Below are 23,797 nucleotides of genomic sequence, written 5' to 3' on the forward strand. Positions count from 1 at the left end.
CACGGCATAGACACCAAATTCGAGGTATAGAGAGATGTCAGACATCAAGATCCGCGCCAAGCTCAAAGACGGCGAGACCGAAGTCAAGTGCTTGATGAGTCACCCGATGGAAACCGGGTTGCGTAAGGACAGCAAGACCGGCGAGCTGGTTCCGGCGCACTTCATCCAGGAAGTCGTCTGCAAATCCAAGGATCAGGTCGTCATGACCGCCAATTGGAGCGGCGGCGTGTCCAAGAACCCCTACTTGGCATTCAAATTCTCGGGCGGCGCTGCCGGGGATCCCATCGAGATCACCTGGACGGACAACATGGGCGAGACCCAAAGCGCGACCGGCGAGATCTCCTGATCTCGGGTTCGCTTATCCGAGCACAGGGACGTGCTCAGCTCGCGTCAGGCACCCCGCGGCGTATTCGCGACACCTGCTCGAGTGCTTGGCGATCCGACAGTGGACCCTTGTAGACGCCCGGTTCGCCGGCGGGGCGTCGTCTGAAGCGTTTATACGGCCACGCATATTGCTCCGGGCAGACCGAGACGCACTGCTCGATTCCTGTGTTGAGCGCCGCTGCCGCCTCGATATCGTCTTCGCTGTCGATGCCGCTCGGAGCCGGGATGCAATGCATCCTGAATCCCTTCGCCCCCTTTAAGCGCTCCGCGAACATGAAGATCACGGGTGCGCCCGTGCGGCGCGACAGTCGGTTGACCAAGAGCATGGTGAAGGCCGGAATTCCGAAGAAGGGTGCGAAGACAGCGCCCTTGTCGGCCTTGGGTTCCTGGTCGGGTAGGATGCCGACATAGTCCCCGCGCTCGAGTGCCTGAACCAGCACCCGGATCCCCTTCGCCGTGATCGGCGCCAACTCGGCCCCGCTGCGGGCACGCGAGGCGAGTATCATGTCGTCGAGATATTTCTGCGGTTTGTAGAAGATCGCCGTCGGGCCTTGTGCCGCGAGATGCAACCCGGCCAGCTCCCACGCGCCCAAGTGCGGGGAGAGCACGATCAAGCCTTTGCCGTCGCGCCGCTCCAGCAGATCCCCGCCTTTCACCTCGCGGACCAGCGCGAGCACCTCATCGGCCGGTCGTAGCCACAGATGGGCGATCTCGACATAGGTCTTGCCGAACTCCCGCAGATTCCGGTTGCGCAACCGAATCTGCTCCTTCCTGTCGAGCTCGGGGAAACAGAGTGCGATATTGACCAGCGCGTTGCGTCGTTGCTTGTTGGGCCATAGCCCGATCAGCAGTCCGATGCCCGAGCCGAGGCGGTGTGCGGCCCCGAGCGGCAATCGGTTCAGCAGATGCATGAGGCTACGCGCCACGGCGTCCTTCATGCCGGCATGTCTCGGCCCTTCGACAGGTTGCCTCTTGTGCCCCAAACCCCTCTCCTTCTTGCTTCGCGCCCTGCCGATCCTTCTCGGAACCGACGAGGCGCTGCGCTGCGCTTCGGATTCGAATGACAGATCCGAGTAGCTTGTTAAACTGCTGCACGCCGCTTGCATTGACCGCGGGGCCGCCGGGACCGCCGGCGCTCCGGCGGCGGGCGATGCGCCGATCAATCACAAAAACGACGACCACCAAACGAGGTATCACCGCGTGAATGATGACCATCCGAGATCACTGACGCCCCAAGAGGCCTTCGACATGCTCCAAGAGCATCCCCAGGCGGTTCTTGTCGATATTCGTTCCTCGATGGAGTTTCTGTTCGTGGGACATCCCAAGGGCGCGGTGCATGTCCCCTGGATCGACGAGCCGGATTGGGTGGTCAACCCCCATTTCGTGACCGAGATCCGCAAACTCCTGCTCGGCGGCGCCGTGTGCGAGCCGGGCGCGGCCTGTGCGCCGGTCGTCCTGATCTGTCGCAGCGGAAAGCGCTCGCTCGAAGCCGGTAAGGCGCTGCTCCAGGACGGGCTCAAGGCCGTCTATCATGTCGACGAGGGCTTCGAGGGCGATCTCGACGAACAGCACCACCGAAGCACCCAAGGCGGTTGGCGCTTTCGCGGTTTGCCGTGGGAGCAGTGTTGAGACCGATCGGCGCGACGCCTGCCCCGATCCGTCCCGGGTCCGTCGGTCACTCGACGGCGGATCTCAGGATCGGGGCGTCAAGGCCGCTCGACGGTCCTCCGCATCACGTCGACAGGTTCCGACGAGCTCGAGTCGGCGCAGGATCTCGCGTGCAGCGGTCAGGTTCTGCGGCGACGGATCGCCGAGCACACGCTGCAGATCCTTTTCCAAAGACGCTCCTTGTTCCGCCAGGTGGGTCAGGATCCCGGCGACGGCAGCAGCCGGATCAGGCCGACTGGTTGCCTCGTCGAGGCTTTCCCGAAGCTCGATCTCGGCCATCAGAAAACCCTCGAGGGCGCCATACTCGGCGGCGCCCGCGCCGTAGCTGTCGCCTCGGCATTCCAGAAGATCGAGAAGATAGGCTGCGCGCGCCAAGGGGTCGAGCAACGTCCGATAGGCCAATTGGATCTCGATCGGCGACTGCCCCGGCGTCGAGTCGGCCGCCGATTCAGGATGGCCGTACGACGTCGCCGCGTCCCCGTCGAGCAGTGCTCGGTAGCGCTCGCAGAGGCGTGATTGGTCGACCATGAACCCGACCGGTAGATCGAACAGATCGAAATAGTTCTTGGGGCCGTTCAAAACGGCGGAGATCGTTGCCACCTGCGGCGCGCCTCGACCCGGAATCCGACAACCGAACCCGAATCCTAGTGCTTGCAGGTCACCCAAGGCAAGCCGCCGGCGTCTTCGGCGGTGCGCGCTTGCGGCGTTCGGTCAGGCGTTGGCGACGATGCGCTGCACGCCGAGCTTCACGTCGACGGCCGTGCAGGTCGTGCCCGGACGGTTGCCCATCTCGTCACGGCGGTCCACGAGCTGCTGAAGGCTGATGCGGTTGAGGTAATCGTAGATGCGTTCGCTCAGATCGTGCCAGAGGTCGTGGGTCAGACAAGGACCATTGTTCTGACAGTTGTGCGCACCGCCGCAGCGGGTCGTGTCGACGTTCTCGTCGACCGCCGCGATGACCTCGGCGATGTGGATCTCGGCGGCTTGGCGCGCCAGATTGTATCCGCCGCCAGGCCCGCGGACGCTGGTCACGAGTGCGCGACGACGCAGCTTCGCGAACAGCTGTTCGAGGTAAGACAGCGAAATGCCTTGGCGTTGGGCGATATCGGCCAACGCGATCGGCCCTTGGCCTTGATGGATGGCCAGATCGAGCATCGCCGTAACCGCATAGCGGCCCTTCGTGGTCAGTCTCACGTGCACCTCGCTCCGTTAATCGATATCTCGCAGCATGATACGGTACCCGACCACGGCGATCAATTAATCCATACCGAAATTACGACTAAATCGAAACCGCGCCCGGTGCGGTCTGTGTCGTTCGTTGGATTGACTTGGCCGCGCCGGCTCCGAGACCTGTCGGAGCCGGTGCGGTTTAGGTCCGGTCGGTTGCGGGCGAGTCGGTTGCGGGCGGGATCTCGACCTCGTCGAGCGTGGGGTCGTGCTCGAAATGCTGCATGATGCCTCGGCTTTCGAGCGCTCTGGACATCTGCTCGACGCGCTGATCCATGTGGTGGATGTGATCGAGCATGCGGTTGATGGCGTTGGCGATCGGGTCGGGAGCATCGCGTGTCGCTCCGTAGGCATCGAAGCCGATCCGCTTGGCGGTGTCGGCGCGGCGGCGGGTGGTCGCGTCCTTCGCCGGCTCGATGATCCGGCCGGGGACGCCGACCACCGTCGCGCCTGCCGGAACGGATTTCACGACAACGGCGTTGGAGCCGATGCGCACGCCGTCGCCGATCAGGAGCGGTCCGAGGACCTTGGCCCCGGCGCCGACGACCACGTCGCGCCCCAAGGTCGGATGGCGTTTGCCTTTTTGCCAGGTCGTGCCGCCCAAGGTCACCCCGTGATAGAGGGTGCAGTCGTCGCCGATCACCGCCGTTTCACCGATCACCACGCCCATGCCGTGATCGATAAAGAAGCGCCGGCCGATCACGGCGCCCGGATGGATCTCGATTCCGGTAAAGAGTCGGGCCAGATTGGAGAGTACGCGGGCGAGCCACTTGAGATTGCGTTTCCATAGCCGGTGCGTCAGCCGGTGGACCAGCACGGCGTGCAGCCCCGGATAGGTGGTGAAGACCTCGAACCCGGTGCGGGCTGCCGGATCGCGCTCGAAAACGCACTCGATGTCTTCCTTCAATCGTTTGAACATAAATCCAAGCCTTTAGACCGCGCCCGGCGCGGTGTGCGATGTTTTTGGATGGGGTCGGCCCCGGCAGACATGGCGACCGCTGGAGCCGGCGCGGTCTAACCGATTAAAAACAGATCATGTTGAATCGCGTCCCCGCTAAGGGCTGTGGATGCACCAAACGGCGAGCCGACTCGAAAATATGCATCTTGCTCTGGAAGCGGTTTATGACGTCTCGTCAGTCGGCCGGAGGCGTCGACCGTTTCCCGCTCTTGCGCCCCTGCGCAGCACTCAGGATGCCCCGCAGGATGTTGATCTCGACGCGATCCGGGCGAGCGCGATTGAAGAGGTGGCGCAGGCGCAGCAGCAGCTTCTTGGAGCTGTCCGGATCGCCGAAGCCGATGTCGCGCAGGGTGTCGGCGAGGTGACCATGCAGACCTTCGAGCTCCTGCGCAGTGGCGAGATCGCGCCGGAGCTCGTCTGACGGCGCGCGAGTCGCATCCGCACGATCCTCGCGCCAACAGCGACGGATCTCGTAGGCGAAGACTTGTGCCGCGGCCGCCAGATTGAGCGAGCTGAAGTCCGGGTTCGTCGGGATGTGCACCAGAAACTGGCAGCGCGCCAGCTCGGCATTGGTGAGGCCGGAGCTCTCGCGTCCGAGCAGCAGCGCGACCTCGCCCGCGGCTGCTTCGTCAAGCAGTTTTCGGGCCGTTTCAGGCGGTTCGAGGGTCTCCCACTCGAGCGTGCGCCGGCGCGCGCTCGTGCCGATCACGACTCGACAGTCGGCGATGGCCGCGGGCAGGTCGGTATGGACCCCCGCGTGCTGCAGCAGGTCGTCCGCTCCGCAGGCACGGGCCAGGGCCTCGGCATCCGGTGGCTGCTTGGGTGCGACCAGCTCCAGGCGCGAGAGGCCCATGGTCTTCATGGCCCGGGCGACGGCGCCGATGTTCCCGCTGAGGGAGGGTTCGACCAGGACGAAACGGATGCGCGCGAGCGCGTTGTCGGTGTTTTCAGTCATCATCATGCAAGTTCTTCAGAACATCAGTAGATTGTCAATCTTTGATCGGTGACGCGCATCGGTTATCTTGCACGCTATGCAACACCCAAGCCTCAATATCGCCATCCGCGCCGCACGCAGTGCCGGCAAGCTCCTTCTGCGCTACATGGACCGCGTCGACTCGCTGAAGGTCGAGTCCAAGAGCCGCAACGACTTCGTGAGCGACATCGATCGCGGTGCGGAGGCGATCATCATCCAGGAGCTGCGGGCGCGCTTCCCGGATCATGCGATCCTCGCCGAGGAAAGCGGCGCACAGGGTCGAGGTGATTTTCAGTGGATCATCGATCCCCTCGACGGCACCACCAACTATCTGCACGGTTTCCCGCAGTTCTCGGTCTCGATTGCGCTCAAGCACAAGGGCCAGCTCGAATGCGGCGTGGTCTACGATCCGTTGCGCGAGGAGATGTACAGTGCCGCTCGCGGCCAGGGCGCGCAACTGAACGACCGCAAGATCCGGGTCGCCAATCGCCCTTCGCTCGAAGGCGCACTGATCGGGACCGGATTTCCCTTTCGCGATCAGCGCCACATCGACGTCTATCTGCGCATGTTCAAGGATATGACGCTCTCCACCGCGGGCTTGCGCCGCCCGGGCTCGGCCGCGCTCGATCTCGCCTATGTGGCGGCCGGACGTACCGACGGTTTCTGGGAGATCGGTCTTTCCGAGTGGGATTGTGCGGCGGGCGCGCTCCTCGTCACCGAAGCCGGCGGGACCGTCACGGATCTCGCCGGGGGAAAGACCTTTCTCGAGACCGGAAATCTGATTGCAGGGAATCTCAATGTGCATCGCGCGATGCTGAGCCTCCTGACGCCGCATCTCACCGAGCAGCTCAAGGCCTAGACCGAGATCCGGCCGTCGACCGTTTCGTGCCGCACGCAAGGGCTCGACGCGGTTGACGATCACGATCATCCAGCGACTCACCTGCCGGGTGAGGGCCACTGCGACTCCCCGGGGGCGTCTTCGGGTGGATGCGGAGATTCGGGCGAGCGACGGCCAATCTCGGTTCGAGGGTCTAGACTTCCCAGTGGGTCAATCCACCGGAGGTCTACTTCGAATCCGGCGACCATGAGCACCTGATCAAGATCTCCGGGGCTCGATTCGCGGATCTCATGCATGCAGCCGAAGTCGTCGACGTCGGTACACACCTCTGATAACTCTCGGGATGCCGCTCGGGTGCGAGCGGCTTTTTTGCGGGGCGACCGTTCGAAGATCATGCCGCGCCGATGACTCCGACCCTTCAATTGCTCGCGTTGGTCGTCTGGGCGAACGGTGTCCCGGTCTTGTTGCGCCTGCTCCTCGGGCATCGCTTTGCGCATCCGCTCGATGGCGGGCGCCTCTTTCGCGACGGGCGCCCTTGGCTGGGTGCCTCCAAGACCTGGCGGGGGCTCTGCGCTGCCGTGCTGACGACGCCGCTGCTCGCCGTTCTGCTCGGTTTAACCTGGCTCATCGGTGTGGTCGCTGCCCTCGGCGCAATGTCGGGAGATCTCCTCGCGAGCTTCATCAAACGACGCCTGGGGCGGCAGCCCAGCGAATCCGTCTTCCTGTTGGATCAGGTCCCGGAAGCGCTCATCCCGGCGATCGCACTGATGCCTGTCTTGGATCTCTCGGCCTCCCGGGTCGCGATCGTCGTGATCGCCTTCACCTTGATCGATCTGCTCTTGACGCCGTTCGCGGCGCGGCTGCGTCGCATGCTCGAGAGGATTCGCGGATTGGGGCGACGACCTTTTTGATCGCCGGGATAACGGTCTTGTCGGCTAAACCGCGTCTCACCAAGATCGAGGACATCTCCAAGGCCAAACGCAAAATGAAAATGACGCCTGTCGCTCCGGACGCGGTTTAGCGCGCCCGCCGCAGCTCATGCACCGTGACTTCGGGTAGGCAATTGAGCCGGGCGTTGACCACCGAGGTGCCGGCGCCGACCGAGGTGTAGCCGGTCAGCGTGCCGTAGCGCCAGGGCCCCGAGGCCATGGCGCGTGGACACCGGGCGTCCCAGACGACGGGGATGCCGCCGGGCAGACAGATCTGACCGCCGTGGGTGTGACCGCTCAACATGAGGTCGAAACCGGCGTGAGCCGCCAGCCGATAGATCTCGGGGGTATGCGAGAGGAGGATCGAGACGGCCTCGTCCGGGATCTCGGCGGAGGCGCGGTCGATGTTGTGGACCTGATAGTAATGGGCATCGTCCACACCGGCGAGGTGGATCGTCTCGCCGTCGCGCTCGATGACGACCGCTTCGTTCAGCAGTAGTCGGATCCCGAGCGCCTCGAGGCCGGGCACCAAGCGCAGGGTGTCGTGGTTGCCGAGCACGCCGTACACCGGCCCCTTGAGCTGGAGACGGATCGTCGCCATGCCTGAAAGCACGCGGTCGATCGGCCCGAAGGTGCGGGCGCGATAGTCGCCGGTCAGCACGCAGAGGTCATAGTTCAGGCCGCGCACGCACTCGCTGATGGCGTGGGTGTTGCGGCTCTCCATATCCACGTGCAGATCGGTCAGATGCAGGATCCGAAAGCCCTCGAAGGCCGAGGGCAGGTTTGTGATTGCGACGGGGTGGTGTTTCACCTGGATGCTGCGGGCGTTGCGTTGGGCGCGGGTATAGAGCCCGCTGAGACGCAGACACGCACGAATCACCCCGTGGACCGAGTACCAGTTCTCGGGGTAGAAGAAGTGGGCGCCGGGGCGGCGCAGCACGAAGACCTCATGGTCGCCTTCCAGCCCCAGGCGTTGGCGCAGATGGGTGCGGCCGATGCGTGCGGCCATGCCGGTGAGGTCGAGCCCGTTGAGATCGATTGTCGTGTCTTCGGTGTCCATGCGGTGCTCGATGGCTTGGCGGTCGTGGAAAGACCGGGTTGAGATGCGTCATGTCCGGGCCGGTGCTTTCATCTCACGCGAACCTAAACCGCGTCTAGAGCGAGAAGCGCACTTTCGAGTGAGCTTGACGTTTGGCGCATCCACGACCCTTAGCGGAAACGCGGTTTAGAATAATATATTTTTTAATCTCTTAAACCGCGCCGGCTCCAGCGGTCGTCAAAACGACCGGGGCCGATCCCGTCTGAAAACATCACATACCACACGGGGCGCGGTTTAACATAAGTCGGTGGTCGAAAACGTGACCCGGATCCTGCACCCGGGCGTTCTCGTGCAGCGCCCGCATGCAGGATCCGCTCGGAGAGGCTTCAGGACGATGCGAATCCAATTTCCCGAGAACCTGACCTGGGGAGCCGCGACCGCGGCGTTTCAGATCGAAGGCGCCCCGGATGTCGACGGCAAGGTGCCCTCGATCTGGGATCGCTTCACCGCGCGCCCCGGGCGTGTGCAGGACGGCAGCGACGCGGGTATTGCCTGCGATCATTATCGCCGTTACGCCGAGGATCTTGATCTGATGGCGACGCTCGGCCTCGGGGCCTATCGTTTCTCGATCTCCTGGCCACGGGTGATGAGCGGGCCCGATGCTCGGGTGAACCGGCGCGGCCTGGATTTCTACGATCGGTTGGTCGACGGACTGCTCGAGCGCGGGATTCGGCCGTTCGCGACCCTGTATCACTGGGATCTCCCCTGGTTCGAGGAGCAGCGCGGCGGCTGGGAGTCGCGCGCGACCGCTTGGCGTTTCGCCGATTATGCAGAGGTCGTGGCGCGCCGTCTCGGGGATCGCGTCAAGCATTGGGTCACCGTGAACGAGCCGCTGACGGTCGTCGCTGCGGGGTATGTCTCCGGGGATCATGCGCCGGGCCGTCGTAACCCCTTGATGGCGTTTCGTGTCGCGCATCATCTACTGCTGGCCCACGGTGCGGCGCTGCAGCGTCTGCGCGCTCTGGTGCCGAATGCTCGGGTCGGAGCTGCGCTCAATCTTTTTCCGGTGATCCCGCGGCGGCGCGGCGATGTCCGGATCGCCGAACGGATCGATGCGTTGGCGAACCGGCTCTTCGCCGATCCAATCCTGACCGGTCGATACCCGAATCCGGTTCGGCGGCTCCTCTCTGTCTTCAATTGGACCTTGCGCCCGGGTGACCTCGACCTGATCGGCCAGCCGGTCGACTTCGTCGGCGTGAACCACTACTCGCGCATCATCATCGAGCGTAGCCGACTGCCCTGGCTCGGCTTTCGGCTGGCGCGCAGTCCGGACCCGAATGCGGTACATACCGACATGGACTGGGAGATCTACCCGCGCAGCTTTCTCGACACACTCACCTGGCTGCGCGAGCGCTACGACAACCCGCCGGTCTATGTCACCGAGAACGGTGCGGCCTTCGCCGACCGTGTGGAGGCCGACGGCAGCGTGCAGGACGCGGCGCGGCGCGACTATCTGGAGGCCTATCTCTTCATGCTGCGCAAGGCGCTGGATGCCGGGAGCGACATCCGCGGCTATTTCGTTTGGAGTCTGTTGGACAATTTCGAATGGGCCTTGGGCCTGTCCAAGCGCTTCGGGCTCGTTCATGTCGACTACGACACCCTGAAGCGCACACCCAAGTCGAGTGCCTACTGGTACGCATCGGTCTGCCGTACGGGCGGGTTCGATCTCCCCGAGCCCATGTACCGATCCTTGCTTGCCACGGCGCTCGACGACTCGCTCGATCTGATCGAAGAGCACGACCTCGCGAGGGCAACACCATGAAGGCAAGCATCGTTATTCCGACGTTGAACGAGTCCGGTCTGCTGCCCAAGCTGCTCGATCGGCTCGACCGACAGACCTTTCGGGACTTCGAGATCATCGTCGCCGACGCCGGCTCGACCGACGGCACGCGCGAGATCTGTCGCTCGCGCGGCGTGACACTCGTCGAGGGAGGGATGCCCGCGGTCGGGCGCAACCGGGGCGCGGCCGTCGCGCGCGGCGAGCGTCTGTTTTTTTTCGACGCCGATGTGCTGCCGCCGGATGACTTTCTGGAAAAGGCGCTCGCCGAGATGGACGCCGAGGACATGCGGCTCGCGACCTGTTGGTTCGAGCCGGACTCGAACAATCCGCTCGACGACCTGCTTTTCGAGCTGGCCAACACGTTCGTCAAGCTCAGTCTGAAGACGGATCCGCATGCGGGAGGATTCGCGATCTTCGTCGATCGCGAGCTGTTCGATCGCGTCGGCGGGTTCGACGAGTCGTTGCGTCTCGCCGAGGATCACGACTTCGTCAAACGCGCTGCTCGGCATGCGTCTCTGCACATGCTCGAATCCACGCGGATCCGGATGAGCGTGCGCCGTTTGGAGAAGGACGGGCGCTTCAGCTACAGCGCCAAGTGTGTCCAAGTCGAGCTCTACCGCCTCTTCAAGGGCGAGGTCACCGAAGACATCGTCGACTACCGCTTCGGTTACGAGGAGAAAGGCACGTCGGGTCGGCCGGACGAGGCCCTGAAACGTCTAGGCGAGCGCATGGAGGAGTGGAGAGACGCGCACGCCGCCGCGATCCGCCGGATCTCCGAAGAGGTGACACCTGAGGTTCAGGATGCCATGGCGGAGATCCGACGGAATTTCGATACCCTTAAAGAGTCCGTCCGGGCCTATCTCTCGCGCTGAGGCGCGATCAGCTCTGGTGTCGGGGCGGCTCGTCGCCTGCGGCCTGCGCCGCCGACTCGCCGTCGTGCTCGGCCTCCGCCTTCGCTGCGCCCGGGGTGGGTTGCTTCAACGCCTTCATTTGAGAGTAGGCGAACCAAAAAAGGCCGCCTGCGATCAACAAGACCTCGATTCCCTTAACGGCTCCGGCTGACATCGCTGTTGCTCCTCTGGTTGTAGGTCGGTCGGTGTGAGTCTGGTGTGCAAACGCTGGGCAAGAAATCCGCTCGTGCTGCCCGTCATATTTGCGGATTCCAGGCAAAATCAAGAATGAAGCTCGGCACGGGCGATCGGATGCGTGCCGGACAGGGTTCCGGTTCGGGGTTTCTCAACCCGCAAAGGCTCAAATGACCATGTTCTGAAAATAGGATCTCTTGTCTCTGTTCAGGTCGCCCTAATTCTTGACCGTGCTGGTAGGTAAATGCGGTAGCCAAGCCTCTTCGACCACCTTGGCTCCCGTCGTACTCCTTCAATCCGTTCAAGCATTGCAGAGGTATTCGACGATGAGCACCGAAAACGCACCCGAGAAGAATCCTTGGACCATTGCCGTCGTTCTGGCCGTGGCACTGGGTCCGCTGACTGCACTGGCACTCGGCAGCAAGTATGCGGACGAGGAGACCCGCGAGCGGGCACGCGCAGGACTGGTCAACGCCACCCCGTCGGATGTACTCGATGCATACGACACCACGCGCGCTCCCGGCTATGCCTCGGAGAAGACGCTCGGCGACATCACCGGCGGCTCGGCGATCTTCAGTCAGCTCCAGGCGGCCATCGAGGCGGCGGGATCCAAGGCGATACTCGAGGGCGAGGGCCCCTATACCGTCTTTGCACCCAGCAACGAGGCCTTCGCGCGGGTTCCCGAGGAGCAGCTCGCGGCCCTGTTGGCGGATCCCGTGGCACTCCAGTCGCTGATCTCCGCGCACATTGCCCCCGGTCGCCTGAGCGCGACCGAGATGATGCAGGGTCTGACCGCCACCAATTTGGCCGGAGAGACGGTACCGGTGGGTGTGCAAGGTAATCTGAAGGTCGGTGATGCGACCGTGTCGCAGTCGATCGTCGCCAAGAACGGTATCGTTCATGTGATCGACCGCGTGATGCTCTAATCGCATCAGGCGCGTTTGCGCCATGCAAGCTCGAAGGGCGTACCGGTGCGGCCAGGCGCTGCGCGGTGCGCCCTTCTTCTATCGACAGGCCGGCTGCTCGATCTCCCGAGCCTTGCCTTCAGTCCAGCCGGCCGATCCGGACACCGCTTGGAAATCGCTCGTGTGCCCGACGCGACTCAGTCCGTTGTCTCGGCCCCCGGCACGACGATCTGCTCTCGAAGCAGCCTCTCGATACGATCGGCTGGCCCCGGTCGGCAGAAGAGAAAGCCTTGCGCCTCCCGACAGCCGTGAGAGATCAGGAAGGTTCGCTGCTCCTCGGTCTCGACCCCCTCCGCAATGACCTGAAGACCGAGGTTCGCACCGAGCCCGATAATCGCCTTCACGATCGTCTCCGCCTGAGACTCCCCGAGCCCTCCGCTGCCGATCTCGGCAAGGAACGAGCGGTCGATCTTCAGTGCCTGCACGGGCAGTCGGTTCAGGTAGCTCAGGGAGGCGTAGCCAGTCCCGAAATCGTCGAGCGCGAGTGTAAACCCCAGATTGCGCAGCTCCGATAACACCTCGACCGCTTGATCGATCGAGCGCATGGCCGCGCTCTCCGTCACCTCGATCTCCAGGAGCCCCGGATCGACCCCGACCTCGGCCGCGGTTTTCGCGATCCGCCCGACAAGGCCGCTCTGATAGAGCTCGGTCGCGCTGAGGTTCAACGCCACCGGCACCGCAGGCACCCCGGCCCTGCGCCAGGCGGCGATCTGCTCGCAAACGAGCTGCACGACGATGGGTCCGACGAGCAGGATCAGTCCGCTGGACTCGGCGACCGGGATAAAGCGGCCCGGCGGGATCAAGCCGAGCTCCGGGTGATTCCACCGGACCAATGCCTCCAAACCCCGGATACGGCCGGTGAGGATGTCGACGCGCGGTTGGTAATGAAGCAGCAGCTCATGACGGTCGATCGCGCGACGCAGGGCCTGCTCGATGCGAAACTGCTCCTGCAGATCATCGTTCAGCGCCGAGGTAAAGAACCGATGGAGACCGCGGCCTTCCATCTTTGCGCCGTGCAGCGCGGTGTCGGCATGGCTGAGCAGCTCTTCGGCCGTCGTTGAATCCTTTGGGTAGAGCGCGATGCCGATGCTGCAGCTCACGACGACGCCCTGCTCCCCGAGGGCGATCGGTTGCGCCAGCGCCTCGCGAATACGATCGGCCAGCACGGAGGCGTCCTCGGCCCGTCGCAGACCGGTGGCGAGGGTGATGAAGTTGTCGCCGCTGAATCGGGCCAGGGTATCCTCGTCTCGCAGGAGCGGCTGCCAGCGTTCCGCTACAGCGCGCAAGAGCTGATCGCCGGCCGGGTGACCGAACGAGTCGTTCACCGACCGCAGGTCGTCCAGGTCGATCGAGAGGAGCGCGAGGATCCTGTCGGAATGACCCGAGGCGACCAGGGCCTGCTCGATGCGTTCGCGCATCGCTGTCCGATTGGGCAGGCCGGTGAGTGGATCGTAGCGGGCCAGGTAACTGACCTGCTGCGAGAGTCGCTTGCGGTCGCTGATGTCCTCGGCGAGCTTGACGTAATGCGTGATGAGGCCCTGTCCGTCGCGCAACGGCGTGATGTGTGCGTACTCCCAATAGGCGTCGCCCGACTTCTTGCGATTCTGCAATTCCCCGGTCCAGAACTCGCCGTGTTGCAGCGCGCTCCAAATCGCCGAGTTTTCGTCCAGGGTGCGGGTCTCGGATCGCAGGATATCCACCGGCTGACCCAGGACCTCCTGCGGCCGATACCCGGTGCTCTCGCAGAAGCGTGCATTGACGTACTCGATCGTCCCCGCGATGTCGGTGATCAGCACGATGCTCGGGCTTTGCTCGACCACCAGCGCAAGCCGCTCGATCTCGGCCTCGCGCGCCTTGTGCTCGGTGATGTCCACGAGGCCGCCATAGAGTCGACGCAGCGCCGTAGCGCCGTCTTCGGCAACGCATTCGGTCGTGGCGCGGAGCCAGCGTACCGTCCCGTCCTTGCGGCGCAGACGCAGCTCGCACTCTGTCCTGCTTCCCGGGGCGAGTCCGGCGACCTTGTCGTTGAAGATGCCGAGATCCTCCTCGATGAGCAAACAGCTCCAGCATCCCATCGTCCGCATCTCGGCCAGGCTGTAGCCGGTCAGCGCATCGACCGAGTCGGTCATCCAATCGATCCGGAATCCTTCGCCGGGACGCTCCAGGCATGAGTAGGCGACGTCGCTCATCATGGCCGTGACGCGCCGATAGAGGTTCTCGCTGGCTGCCAGGCCGAGCTCCGAAGCCGTCCTGAGCAAGGTCCCGGCGATCACATCGCCGATGACCTGCAACATCCGAATCTCGTCGTCGTCCCAGTTGCGCTGCCGCGTGACCGTTTCGATACCGAGCGCACCGCAGATCCGGCCACCGCTGGACATGGGCACGGTCAGCGCCGATCGGACGGATTGACGTTCGAGCTCCGCGCGCTCGGCAGCGGCCTCGTCCGGAAGCGCCGAGACATCGGGAATCGAGACCGGCGAGCGTGTTCTCAGCTGCGCGGCCCACCAGGGAAACCGTTCGAGTGGCGTGTTCCGAAACTCATCGATGAAGGGCTGGATACCGGCGGCGCACCACTCATGGCTCATGCCCATGCTTGCGTCGTCTTCCTCCAACCGGAGCAGATAGCAGCGATCGACGTCGAGCACGCCGCCGATGCGCTCGAGCGCCCAGCCCACGATCGAGTCGAGCGTGTCGCCGGTGGCGTCGATGAGCCGCGACGAGATCCGAGCGACCAGCGCTTGCAGATCCAACTGCCGTTTCAGATCTCGTCGTGACCGCTCACGCTCGGTGACATCGGTCACGATCCCGTGAAAATAGGCAAGTCGCCCGTCAGGGCAAAAGACGCAGCGCGTTTCCTCGTCCACCCAGTGTTCGGAGCCGTCCGCCCAACAAACCCGGTAAGTCGCCCGGAAGACGTCTTGCTTCTCCCGCACAAAGGTCTCGAAGGTCTCGACCAGACGGTCGCGGTCTTGCGGATGAACCAGATCGAGGAAGGTCAAGCGCCGCGCAAGGATCTGCTTGAGCGAATAGCCCCAACGGCGCACGTTCGGCGAGGCATAGACGACCGGCCAACCCGGCTCCGGCGCCCAATGAAACGCGATCGTGGAGCTCGCATCGATGACCTCCGAGGCCATGCCGAGCGCCGTTTCGAGCGCGACCTTCTCGGTCACGTCGACATTCGAGCCGCGGTGCCCGAGCGGGCGCCCGCCCTCGCCGCTGACCGGTACGCACAGATGCTCGATCCAGCGCAGCTCGCCCGTGCGGGTGTGGATCCGAAACCGCATCGGCTTGAATCGGTGGGTTGCGTGTTCGCCGTGGAGATGCGTGGAATATGCTTCGCGGTCGTCCGGATGGATGACCTGCAACAACAGATCCGCGTCCTTCAGGAAGGCCGCTGCCGGGTAACCGGTGATGCGCGCACAGGCCGGAGAGACATAGCGGAAACGCCCGTCCTCGCCCATCCAGTAGGCCCAGTCGGGGGCAAAGTCGGCGACGATGTGATAACGCTCTTCCTGGATCCGCAGGCGTCGGTTGGCGGCGACCAGATCCTCGCGTTGCGCGACCTGCTCGGTCTGATCGACAAGGTTGCAGACGATCTCCGCCTCGTCTCCGTCGATTTCCGGGAGGCGGATCAGGCGCAGATCGGCGGTGACGATGCTGTTGCCCTGACCCCGTAGGCGAACCTCCCTGCAATCCGCGCGGCCGGTTCGACGTGAATCGAGCAACGCATTTTCGAGGACTCTTGTCTGTCCCTCGGCGGCGAGATGGATGAAGAGTCGACAATCGAACGGCAGCAGCCGCTGCGCCGCGGCGTTGCCTTCCTTGAGTTGGCCTTGTGCGCTGATGAGCAAGACCGGGAAGGGCAGCTCGCGATAGAGTCGGGTGAAGCGCGCGAGTGCACGCTCGGTAATCTGCCGGCTGTCGTTCAGGGCCTGTTGCTGGATGTAGAGCTCGGCATGGTAGATATGCAGCTCTTCGAGGAGCCTCTCGAGATCGAGATTACCCCGCTCGAAGGCATCCATGGTCTCGTCGAAGGTGTGGTCGCGCAGGATCCGGCGGGCTCGCTCGCGCAGATCCGTCATCTCGGCGACGTCCAGTGGAGATTTTGTCATCGCGTCGTCACGCCTCGCCGAGCGGCCGCTCGGTCCTCGGAACAGGATGCTGTGGCTCTTCGCCGGCCTGCGGAGGCGCGAATAACGCTATCCGCCTGCCGGCGTCTTTCAAAACCCGGCTACGCTGCTGATCCGAGCCCAAGGGCGGACCACATATGGACAAGCGCCGTAGGGTGGACAAGCGCAGCGCAGTCCACCAGCTCCGGGCTCCGTCGACCGCGCTCGTTCACCCTGCCGTTGCATGAGCAAGGCCTGCGTACATTCCGCAATGATAGTCCCATCCTGACCGATTCATGAACTGCTCGTGGCGTGTCGTGCCGCTCGAGTCAAGAGCCGAACGACCGCCTCCGGCGCAACCGGCGGGCTGAAGAGATAGCCCTGCGCACGTCGGCATCCGACCCCGATGAGAAAGCGGCGTTGTGCCTGTGTCTCGACCCCTTCGGCCAAGACCTCGAACCCGAGGCTGTTGCCGAGTGTCGTGATGGCGGTGACGATGGCTGCGCTGGCGGGGTCGTCCGGAAGCCCGCCGATAAAGCTCCGGTCGATCTTGAGTGTATCGAAGGGCAGCCCCTTGAGATAGGCGAGCGAGGAATAGCCGGTGCCGAAATCATCCATTGCCAATGCGATCCCCAGGTCCTTGAGATCGCCGAGGAGTTGCTGCGCGTCCTCGCGCAGATCCATGACGAAGGTCTCGGTGAGCTCGAGCTCGAGACGTTCCGCGCCCAGCCCGGTCTCGTGAAGGATGGATTCGAGCGTGCGTGCGAAATCGCTGCGCTGGATCTGAACACCGGAGACGTTCACGGCGATGCGCCCGAACGGGATCCCCGCGGCCTCCCATTCTCGGGCCTGGAGGCAGGCATGTCGCAACACCCAGGCGCCGAGCGGGATGATGAGTCCGGTTTCTTCGGCCAACCGAATGAAGCTGTCCGGCAGGACCATCCCGCGCTCGGGATGTTGCCAGCGCACCAAGACCTCGAGCCCGGTCACCCGAGAGCTTGCGGTATCGACCAGCGGCTGATAGTGCAGTTGCAGCTCGTCGCGCTCGATCGCGCGGTTGAGCTCCGAGCTCATGGTGACACGCTCGCGCGCATAGTCGGTCAGGCCGCGCGCATAGTGGCGGTAGGTATTGCCGCCGGCCTCGCGGGCTTGATAGAGGGCCGCATCGCAGTTCTGCATGAGCTCGGAGACATCGGTGCCGTCATCGGGATAGATGGCGATGCCGATGCTCGCGCTCATGAAGAGCTCCGAGCCATCCACCGTAAAGGTCTTGTTCAGGCTCTCCCGAATGCGCTCGGCCATCAGTGCGGCACGGGTATCGACGTCATCGTCGCCTTCGAGCAGCAAGGCGAGCTCGTCGCCGCTCATCCGTGCCACGGTCTCTTCGACGTGGGCCAGCAGGGTCACGCGCTTGGCCACCTCGCGCAGTGCGAGGTCGCCGACCGCGTGTCCGAGGCTGTCGTTGATGTGCCGGAAGCCGTCGATGTCGACCAGGAGCATGCCGACGCGGGCTCGGCTCGCGCCGGCGCGCAGCAGGGCCTGCTCCAAGTGGGTTCGGAACAGCAGCCGGTTGGGGAGGTCGGTGAGCGGGTCGCGGTGCGCCAGGCGCTCGATCTGCGCCTCGGAGCGCTTGACGTCGCTGAGATCCGAGAAGACGCCGACATAGTGTGTGGTTTGGCCCAGCTCCGAGCGCACGGCGTTGATGTTGACCCATTGCGGATAGATCTCGCCGTCCTTGCGGCGGTTCCAGACCTCGCCGCGCCAGTGTCCTCGATCCAGCAGGGCCTGCCACATCTCCTCGTAGAAGGGCTGCTCGTGCCGTCCGGATTTGAGCAGGCTCGGGTTGCGACCCAGCACCTCCTCGGGGGGGTAGCCGTTGATCTCGGTGAAGGCCGGATTGACCGCGATGATCAACGGGGTCGTATCCGTGATGACCACGCCCTCGCTGGTGCTCTCGAAGACGGCGGCCGAGAGACGTAGGCCCTCTTCGGCGGTCTTGCGCTCGGTGATGTCCTGAAAGGCGCCTTGCACATGGGCAATGCGGCCCGAGACGTCGCGAACCGCGGCACCGATGGTGCGGACCCAGACCCGCCGACCCTTCGCGGTGATGATCTGCAGCTCTTCGTCGTAACCGACACCCGCGCGCGCGCAGGCCGTGAAGACGCGCGTGATGCGCTCTCGCCACTCGGGCGCATAGTAAGAGATGCCGTCCTCCACGGGCACCACCGTGCCGGGCGGCACCTCGTGGATTCGGCAGACCTCGTCCGACCAGGTCACCCGGTTGGCGAGGAGGTCGACATCCCAAGCACCGATCCGTGCGAGGTCCGCGGCCATCCGCACCAGACGGTCGCGTTCATTTAGCCCGGCCTGCGCGAGCTTGTGCTCGGTGACATCGCGCAGGTAGACCACGAAGACCTCATCCCCGTCCATCGCCATCTCGACGCAGCGCATGTCCGCCGAGAGGATGCGGCCGGCGCATGGAATCTCGATCTCGGTCGGCTCGTCCGGGATGACGACAAAGCCGAAATCAGCGCCCAGTAGCGCTTGAACGGAACGACCGAAGAGAGACGCGGCAGCGTCGTTCGCGTATCGGATGACGCCCTGCCGGTCCAGCATCAGGATGGCGTCCGATGCCAGCGCAACGATTCGCTCGAAGTCAACGCGGCACGCGGCCATCAATCGACCTTGAGATCGAGACCGATCAAGACCTTCTCTCGCTCGGAGAGATCGCCGACCACGCGTCGCATCGGAGGGGGCAGCTTCCTGATGACCACGGGTGTGGCGAGGATGCGCTCGTCCTCGGCGAGCTGGGGACGCTTGAGGATGTCGATCACCTCGATCTGCAGGACCAGATCCGCGGTGGCGACCTCGACGGCGAGCTGCTCCAGATTGCGCACGGCCCGATCGGCAGCGGGCGTCCGACCGGCGATGTAGAGTCTCAAGAGATGGGTCGTCATGCGCGGCCTCGTCCGATCGCGGTCCGCGTGCGCTCGATGGCCGCAAGACGGCGCTCGATCTCGGCGGCCTGACGGTCGAGAGCGGCGGTCTTCACCTCGTGCTCGGCCCGCGCCAGGCGCTCGTTGGCGGCCTGGATCTCGCCCAGCTCGGCGCGCAACTGACGCGCGCGCTCGAGATCGAGATGGAGTTGGCTGATCGTCTCCTCGTCTTCCGTTTGACGCGCCATGCGCGCGGTGCCGTAGACGATGCCGCCCTCGCCGACATAGGGGTCGACGATCTGCAGCCCGTCGCGGCTCATTCGAAACTCCTTCACCTGATCCGAGGTCGGCAGGCCGCGGGCCTTCACGACCGTGATCAGCCGGTTCATTTCGCCGTCGTTTTCGTGTCGGCGCAGCTTGATCCAGACATCGATGATGGAGGAGACATCCAGATGACTCACCCCGGAGCCGTCGTCGGCGAGCAGCTCGGTCGCGACCGTGGTGACGCCTTCCTCCTTGATCAGGTGGAGCAGGCGCAGCAACATCTCCTTGGCGACAGGGTCGCGGCTGCGCGCGGCCAAACCGCTGATCGGATCGAGGATGACGAGCGCCGGGCGATGTTGGCGGACCGAGCGGATGGCGCGCATCAGATGCTCCTCCAGACCCAGCTCCACCGCGCGAACCGGCTGCAGCAGCAGGGCGCCGAGCCCGTCGACGGTGCCGCCGTCCGTGCGGTGATAACGGGCGAGGTCGATGCCGAGACTGCGCTGGTTGCGGATCAGCTCGTCGAGGCTCTCCTCGAAACTGATGTAGAGGACCGACAGCCCGGCCTCGCACGCGGCGCGGGCAAAGCTGCACGCGATGCTGGTCTTGCCGGTGCCGGCCTGCCCGGACAGCAGTGTGATCGAGCCCAGGTAGGGGCCTTGGCCGCCGAGCATCGCGTCCAGCCCGGAGATGCCGGTCGACAGACGCGTGTCGGACACCTTGGCGCTGAGAACGGAGCCGGTGATCGGAACCAGGAAGATCCCGCCGCGATCGAGCAGGAAGGGATACTCGTTGGAGCCGTGCGCGGCGCCGCGGCGTTTGACCACGCGCAGCACGCGCGTCATCACGCGGTTGCTGACCTCTTGGGTGAGGGCGATGACGCAATCGGCGATATAGTCCTCGAGTCCGTAGCGGGTGCTGAAGTCGGCATATTCGCCGACCGTGATGAGACAGGTCACGGCGCGCTCGCGGATCCAGTCGAAGACATGCGTCAGCTCGCCGCGCAGGCTCGGCAGATCCGCGAAGCCCGTTTCCATGCCGTCGACGGCGTCCAGCACGAGACGTGTTGCGCCCAGACTGTCCAGCGCAAAGCCGATGCGGGCGAGGACGGCCGTCAGCTCGATGGTCTCGCCGACCTGCACCTCGTTGCGATCCGGGCGCATGTCCAGGATGCGCAAACGCCCTTCGGCCAGATAGCGCCGGGCGGGAAACCCGAAGCCCTCGGCATGACCGAGCAGGGCCTCGGGGGCCTCGTCGAAGGTGACGAAGACCGCGGTCTCGCCCGCCGCGATCCCCTGGCAGAGAAAGGTCAGCGCGATGACGGTCTTGCCGGTGCCGGCGGCGCCGCGCAGCAGGGTCGGGCGCCCGGCCGGGAGACCACCTTGAAGAATGAAGTCGAGCCCTTCGATGCCGGTGGCGATCGGGGGCTTGTGCATGGATTCCAAGGCCGAGTCCGATGCGGGGACGTCGGCGTTGGTCGGGAGTCTGGTCATCTCGACCTTGGTTTCTCGTATCGTAGCGATGTTGATAGTCCGATCAGCTTGGCTCGGGTTTGCGCGCCGCTGCCGTTTGGTCGGTCGGCACACGCACACCCTCCATTATGGACCAACTCTCCGGGAAGGCGGCTGCCGCCAAGGGTCGACCATACAGGTAACCCTGCCCTTCGTCACAGAATTCCGTGCGCAGGACATCCGTGATCCACGCCATCGAAGAAGGCCAACGCATCCTTTACTGGTGGATCATCCGAGGGGCCGTGCGTGCCTCGTTCGGGAAGCGCCGAGGGTCGAGCAGGATGGCGAGGTCGTCCGCGTTCGTCGTGGAGAGTGCGACCATGCCTCGCACGCAGGGCAGCGCGGACAGGGCCTCCATGAGTGCGGGCAGTGGATGGATCGCGTCGAACGGCACGTGCCGTAGCGAGATCGGCTCCCCGATGCGCATCCCTCCGGTCTGCGATGCGTCTTGCGCGGCGTCCCGCGGGCCGTTTCGAAACCGGAGCAGACGTTCGCGCGATCCATGCGTGTCGGGCGACGTCGCGGAGCGTGCGTGCGCGAGGCCGAGCAGATCGGCCAACGCGGGCGCCTGCACGTCCGGGGTCTCGGCGGGATCGGCGATGCCTCGGATCTGCTCGGAGTCAACGGCGAACCTCAGTGCGCCGAGGTTGAAGAGCACCAGATCGATGCCGCCCTCGACGCGCGTGTCTTGCGCTTCGTCTGTGCGCGTCATCCGCGTCACCGCTGCTCGGGCAACAGGGTCTGAAACAGCCGATCCAGATCGAGCAGGATCACGATCTGTCCCTGATGCTCGAACACCCCGGTTGCGAGCCCGCGCAGAGGCTCGGGCAGGCTGTCCGGCGGGGCTTGGATGGACTCCTCGGTCACGTCCAGCACGTCGACCACCCGATCGACCCGCAACCCGCTGCGCACCTGCGTGCCTTGGCCGAGCAGGATGGCCGAGCGACGGGCCGACGGCGCATGCGTCATGCCGAGCAGATCGCCGAGTCGGACCACCGAGGCGATATCGCCGCGGACATTGATGACGCCCTCCAACGCCGGCGGACAACCCGGGACGAAATGGATGGTCGTAAGCGGGAGGATCTCCACCAGCACGCGCGCGGGCAAGGCCAGCGGCGTCTCGCCGACGACGAAGATCACGAGCTTGACCTTGGCGGTCTCGACCTCGAGGATCCGGGCGCCGGCTTCGCGCCGTCGATCCAGGATCATGTCCAGGGTGTCGCGCTCGGAGGGCTCGGCGTCTGGTTCGGTGCGCTCAAGATCCATCGGATGTCTCCGCCGAGTCGGGCGATTGCTCGGGTAGCGCGTCTTGCTCGGTCGCGATCTCGACCCGATTGCGACCGCCCTTTTTGGCCCGGTAAAGCGCCCGATCCGCGGCCTCGGTCAGGGCGTCGGGGGTGGCGAAGGTCGGAAAGTCCGACACCCCGACGCTGAAGGTGCAGTGGAACTCTTGTCCGTCCGAGAAGAAGGTCACGTTGGAGAAGCTGGTGCGCAATGCATCGAGGATGCGCTTGGCCGGCTCGACGCCCGCGCCGTTGAGGACCACCGCGAACTCCTCCCCGCCGTAGCGACCGACCAGGTCGTCCTCGCGCAGGCGCATGCGCAGCGTCCGGCTCAGCGCCATGAGAACCTGGTCGCCGGTCGGATGGCCGTAGGTGTCGTTGACCGATTTGAAGTGATCGACGTCGATCATGGCGAAGCACAGGGAGGTCCCGCCCCGGCGCGCATTCGCCACTGCGACCTCGAGAAACTGCATGATGGCGTTGTGGTTGAAGAGCCCGGTCAGACCGTCGCGGACCATCAGCGAGTGCAGGATGCGCATCCGCTCGGCCCGCAGAGCAACCTCGGCGACGAGTCGCGCCGGCTCGATCGGCTTGGTCAGGAAGCCGTCGGCACCGACCGCGAGCGCCTTGTGCTGGCGCTCCACGTCGGTCTCGGAGGAGACATAGATGATCGGCAGGCTGACGTGCCCCGGGATCTGGCGCAGGATCCGCGACAGCTCCGGACCCGAACAGTCCGGCATGTACATGTCCATCAGCACCAGGTCTGCATCGAAGGTGTCGAGCAGACTCAGCACCTGCTCCGGGTTGCTCACCGCTTTGGCGACCATGCCGGCCTCTTCCAGGACCGTGGCGTGGAACTGGGCCAGCTCGCGGTCGTCGTCCACCACCAGGACGTTGATGGGCTCGGGCGGATGCGGGTTGGTGAGCGCATCGAGGAATTCCAGCAGCTCGACCGTCTTGATCGGCTTGGTGCAGTAGGCACTGCCGCCGGCACGCACCGCCTGAAGGCGACCCTCGAAGTCGTCGCGACAGGAGATGAAGATGCAGGGGATCGTCTCCTGCTCTGCGCTCCGGAGCTCGGCCAGCATCTTCGGCCCTGCGTTCTCGTCCTCCGGGAAGACGATGTCGAGGATGATCGCCGCCGGGCGTTCGCTCTCGACCGCCGTGCGCAGGTCGGCGAGGGTCGTGAAGGCCCGCACGCGATAGCCGAAACAGCCGAGCTGACCGGCCAGTTGCGCGGCAAGATCCGGGTCGTCGTCGCAGAGATAGACCATCCGCTGACTGCGATCGGCAGGTTGTCCGGGGTGTGCGTCGGGCGCTTGTCCGGGTGCGGGTTCGGGCCGGGACTGCGGCCCGGGCAGCTCGAATCCGGGAGCCGTGTCCGGATCCGCCTGGACATCGGCGGCGAGCGCCAACGCGTCCAGATCGTCCAACAGACACGCGAGCTCGGCCGGCAGTGTCGGCTCGACGTGACCGCCCGAGTCCATGGCCCGGCGCACGGCCTGCTCGGCGGTTCTGGCGGCGTCTCCGATCTGTCGAAAGCCGAAGGTGGCGCCTGATCCCTTCAAGGTGTGGAACAGGACGTAGAGTGCGTCGAGCCGCGCGTGCTCGATCTCGCCCGCGCGCAGCTCGGCGACGGCGCGGCGCGCATCGGCAAGACGCCCGGGCAGCTGGGACAAAAAGGACGCGCGCAGGCGCGCCTTGCGGCTCTGAAAGGATTCGGCCTTGTCCGGCGCGGCGGGCTTGGGGGCCTTGTCCCGTTCGGCGTCCATCGTTTTCGCGCGACCT

The 23,797-nt window shown here is 64.8% G+C and carries 21 protein-coding genes; 7 read left to right on the forward strand and 14 right to left on the reverse strand.

The features are described from left to right. Window positions 1-34 precede the first annotated feature (34 nt). Window positions 35-346, forward strand: coding sequence for a thiosulfate oxidation carrier complex protein SoxZ (gene soxZ / locus THIMADRAFT_RS03610; protein WP_007191606.1), 312 nt, complete (start codon window positions 35-37; stop codon window positions 344-346). Between the two features lie 34 nt (window positions 347-380). Here soxZ and THIMADRAFT_RS03615 read toward each other — a convergent pair whose 3' ends face one another. Further along, a complete protein-coding gene (locus THIMADRAFT_RS03615; RefSeq protein WP_007191607.1) occupies window positions 381-1,322 on the reverse strand; it encodes a lysophospholipid acyltransferase family protein in 942 nt (313 codons plus the stop codon). A gap of 262 nt (window positions 1,323-1,584) precedes the next feature. Between THIMADRAFT_RS03615 and THIMADRAFT_RS03620 the strand changes: the two genes are divergently transcribed. Further along, window positions 1,585-2,013, forward strand: coding sequence for a rhodanese-like domain-containing protein (locus THIMADRAFT_RS03620; RefSeq protein WP_040729535.1), 429 nt, complete (start codon window positions 1,585-1,587; stop codon window positions 2,011-2,013). Window positions 2,014-2,076: 63 nt separating this feature from the next. Here THIMADRAFT_RS03620 and THIMADRAFT_RS03625 read toward each other — a convergent pair whose 3' ends face one another. From THIMADRAFT_RS03625 to THIMADRAFT_RS03640, 4 genes are all read right to left on the reverse strand, one after another. Then, on the reverse strand, window positions 2,077-2,652 hold the full coding sequence (locus THIMADRAFT_RS03625) for an iron-sulfur cluster co-chaperone HscB C-terminal domain-containing protein (protein WP_007191609.1): 576 nt from the start codon (window positions 2,650-2,652) through the stop codon (window positions 2,077-2,079). Window positions 2,653-2,763: 111 nt separating this feature from the next. Continuing rightward, entirely contained in the window at window positions 2,764-3,246 is a 483-nt protein-coding gene (gene iscR, locus THIMADRAFT_RS03630; RefSeq protein WP_007191610.1) for a Fe-S cluster assembly transcriptional regulator IscR, read from the reverse strand. Window positions 3,247-3,421: 175 nt separating this feature from the next. After that, window positions 3,422-4,198, reverse strand: a complete 777-nt coding sequence (gene cysE, locus THIMADRAFT_RS03635; RefSeq protein ID WP_007191611.1) for a serine O-acetyltransferase — start codon at window positions 4,196-4,198, stop codon at window positions 3,422-3,424. A 214-nt stretch (window positions 4,199-4,412) separates the two neighbouring features. Further along, window positions 4,413-5,198 (reverse strand): RNA methyltransferase, encoded by a 786-nt coding sequence (locus THIMADRAFT_RS03640; protein ID WP_007191612.1) that lies wholly within the window; start codon window positions 5,196-5,198, stop codon window positions 4,413-4,415. A 70-nt stretch (window positions 5,199-5,268) separates the two neighbouring features. On the opposite strand from THIMADRAFT_RS03640, the gene THIMADRAFT_RS03645 reads away from it, so the two are divergent. Together THIMADRAFT_RS03645 and THIMADRAFT_RS03650 are read left to right on the forward strand one after the other, a co-directional pair. Then, window positions 5,269-6,069 (forward strand): inositol monophosphatase family protein, encoded by an 801-nt coding sequence (locus tag THIMADRAFT_RS03645; protein WP_007191613.1) that lies wholly within the window; start codon window positions 5,269-5,271, stop codon window positions 6,067-6,069. A gap of 383 nt (window positions 6,070-6,452) precedes the next feature. Further along, window positions 6,453-6,959: a CDP-archaeol synthase gene (locus THIMADRAFT_RS03650; protein ID WP_007191614.1), complete on the forward strand. Its 507-nt coding sequence runs from the start codon at window positions 6,453-6,455 to the stop codon at window positions 6,957-6,959. Between the two features lie 106 nt (window positions 6,960-7,065). Here the strand turns inward: THIMADRAFT_RS03650 and THIMADRAFT_RS03655 are convergent, their stop codons facing one another. Beyond that, complete coding sequence (locus tag THIMADRAFT_RS03655) at window positions 7,066-8,037, reverse strand: metallophosphoesterase (RefSeq protein ID WP_007191615.1); 972 nt, start codon at window positions 8,035-8,037, stop codon at window positions 7,066-7,068. Window positions 8,038-8,410: 373 nt separating this feature from the next. On the opposite strand from THIMADRAFT_RS03655, the gene THIMADRAFT_RS03660 reads away from it, so the two are divergent. Both THIMADRAFT_RS03660 and THIMADRAFT_RS03665 read left to right on the forward strand, forming a co-directional pair. Further along, window positions 8,411-9,838 carry a GH1 family beta-glucosidase gene (locus THIMADRAFT_RS03660; protein ID WP_007191616.1) on the forward strand — a complete coding sequence of 476 codons (1,428 nt, stop codon included), beginning with the start codon at window positions 8,411-8,413 and terminating at the stop codon, window positions 9,836-9,838. Continuing rightward, the gene (locus THIMADRAFT_RS03665) at window positions 9,835-10,728 is read left to right on the forward strand and encodes a glycosyltransferase (protein ID WP_007191617.1); all 894 of its coding nucleotides are present in this window, start codon (window positions 9,835-9,837) and stop codon (window positions 10,726-10,728) included. Before THIMADRAFT_RS03660 ends, THIMADRAFT_RS03665 begins: the two co-directional genes overlap by 4 nt. 7 nt (window positions 10,729-10,735) lie before the next feature. Here THIMADRAFT_RS03665 and THIMADRAFT_RS03670 read toward each other — a convergent pair whose 3' ends face one another. After that, entirely contained in the window at window positions 10,736-10,921 is a 186-nt protein-coding gene (locus THIMADRAFT_RS03670; RefSeq protein WP_007191618.1) for a hypothetical protein, read from the reverse strand. Window positions 10,922-11,267: 346 nt separating this feature from the next. Between THIMADRAFT_RS03670 and THIMADRAFT_RS24385 the strand changes: the two genes are divergently transcribed. Next, window positions 11,268-11,867 (forward strand): fasciclin domain-containing protein, encoded by a 600-nt coding sequence (locus THIMADRAFT_RS24385; RefSeq protein WP_007191619.1) that lies wholly within the window; start codon window positions 11,268-11,270, stop codon window positions 11,865-11,867. Between the two features lie 176 nt (window positions 11,868-12,043). Here the strand turns inward: THIMADRAFT_RS24385 and THIMADRAFT_RS24390 are convergent, their stop codons facing one another. From THIMADRAFT_RS24390 to THIMADRAFT_RS03710, 7 genes are all read right to left on the reverse strand, one after another. Then, window positions 12,044-16,018 (reverse strand): EAL domain-containing protein, encoded by a 3,975-nt coding sequence (locus THIMADRAFT_RS24390; protein ID WP_007191620.1) that lies wholly within the window; start codon window positions 16,016-16,018, stop codon window positions 12,044-12,046. A gap of 291 nt (window positions 16,019-16,309) precedes the next feature. After that, entirely contained in the window at window positions 16,310-18,691 is a 2,382-nt protein-coding gene (locus tag THIMADRAFT_RS03685) for a sensor domain-containing protein (protein WP_007191621.1), read from the reverse strand. After that, window positions 18,691-18,972 carry a circadian clock KaiB family protein gene (locus THIMADRAFT_RS03690; protein ID WP_007191622.1) on the reverse strand — a complete coding sequence of 94 codons (282 nt, stop codon included), beginning with the start codon at window positions 18,970-18,972 and terminating at the stop codon, window positions 18,691-18,693. Before THIMADRAFT_RS03690 ends, THIMADRAFT_RS03685 begins: the two co-directional genes overlap by 1 nt. Continuing rightward, the gene (gene kaiC, locus THIMADRAFT_RS03695) at window positions 18,969-20,708 is read right to left on the reverse strand and encodes a circadian clock protein KaiC (protein WP_007191623.1); all 1,740 of its coding nucleotides are present in this window, start codon (window positions 20,706-20,708) and stop codon (window positions 18,969-18,971) included. The genes THIMADRAFT_RS03690 and kaiC overlap by 4 nt, the downstream gene beginning before the upstream one ends. A 235-nt stretch (window positions 20,709-20,943) precedes the next feature. Next, window positions 20,944-21,438: a hypothetical protein gene (locus THIMADRAFT_RS03700; RefSeq protein WP_007191625.1), complete on the reverse strand. Its 495-nt coding sequence runs from the start codon at window positions 21,436-21,438 to the stop codon at window positions 20,944-20,946. A gap of 5 nt (window positions 21,439-21,443) precedes the next feature. Beyond that, window positions 21,444-21,992, reverse strand: a complete 549-nt coding sequence (locus THIMADRAFT_RS03705) for a chemotaxis protein CheW (protein WP_007191626.1) — start codon at window positions 21,990-21,992, stop codon at window positions 21,444-21,446. Further along, entirely contained in the window at window positions 21,982-23,781 is a 1,800-nt protein-coding gene (locus tag THIMADRAFT_RS03710) for a diguanylate cyclase (RefSeq protein ID WP_007191627.1), read from the reverse strand. Before THIMADRAFT_RS03710 ends, THIMADRAFT_RS03705 begins: the two co-directional genes overlap by 11 nt. Between the last annotated feature and the right edge of the window lie 16 nt (window positions 23,782-23,797).

Source organism: Thiocapsa marina 5811, assembly GCF_000223985.1.
Lineage (GTDB): Bacteria > Pseudomonadota > Gammaproteobacteria > Chromatiales > Chromatiaceae > Thiocapsa > Thiocapsa marina.